We start from the raw sequence: 1,151 nt of genomic DNA on the forward strand, positions 1-1,151 counted from the left end.
TCTTTTTTGTGTTCATAGACGTTGATGGCATCATCTAGGCGTTCTATCGCTTCGATAAACTCGCCTTTCGAAAACAATACATTAGCTTGCGTGTATTGAATTAATATATGTAGGCCGGGCTCTGTTCCGATATTGATGTGCTTCAGCAAGGGGTTAATGTAGGCCGACGAAATAGTAATCTCACCTCGTTCGAGGTAGATCATCGCCAGAATACTGTTTTGCCAGCACGATAAAATTCTTGGTTGTGATGGATCGTGGAAGCTATCTATCCAGTGTTGATTCTGCATTCCCGTTTCAAGCGCCGCATCAAGTTTGCCTTGGTAGTAGTAGATCCAACCAAGTAAACCGCTACTAGAAAGCACGGTTGTGTATTTCTTTTCTCGTTTGCCGTGCTCTATAGCTGCTTTTAAAGCTGTCTCAGCAGACTCTAAATCACCCACCGTGAAGCTGTCTAAGCCAATTCCATAGTATGTCACTGATTTGAGTGGCATATTAGTGCTGTCTAATTCCTCTAATACCTGCTTAGTCAGCTGACTAGCGCCACGTAGATCTGATTGCGAACGGGCGATATAAGAGCGAATTAATGAGATTTCGCTATGTAGATCAACAAGCTCGTCAGTACTGGTCTCTATGTTTGCTAGACGCTGTTGATCGATTAATGCTTCTAATTCATCAAGCAGAGGTTGGATGACCTCGATTTTATTACTGAAAAATAGGGCCCAAATTCTCAATAGAAGAATTCTGGGTGAGCGAGATTTGAGTTGCTCTGGAATGGCAGCTATCCATTCGAGCATCGGCAGATGATGCCCTTCATGAATTAAATTGTTGCCGTTGCTTTCAAGTAGTCTTGCTAGAAGTTCCCACTCTTGAAGAAGCACAGCTTGTTCGATGGCTTCATGTGGTTGGTTATGCTCGATGAGCCAGTCTATAGCGCGAGTTTGTAGCTCAATTAGATGTGCTTTTTGGTTCTTTCGTAATCGTTTGAGTAGTGAGTCTCTAAACATCTCGTGGTAGCGAAACCACTCACCTTGGCTATCTAGCGGGATCAGGAAAAGATTTTTTTGTTCGAGTTCTTGCAGTATTTCTCGACTATTGTTCGTTCCGCGGATGTAGTCGCATAGCTCAGCGTTTAAGCGCAGTAAGCAAGAGGA

1 protein-coding gene is annotated in these 1,151 nt (G+C 43.4%); it reads right to left on the reverse strand.

The window, feature by feature from the left end; genetic code table 11:
* Positions 1–1,151: hypothetical protein (locus A3762_RS27520; protein WP_197469215.1), on the reverse strand; the 1,151-nt coding region annotated here is incomplete at both ends.

Source organism: Oleiphilus sp. HI0125 (genome assembly GCF_001635355.1).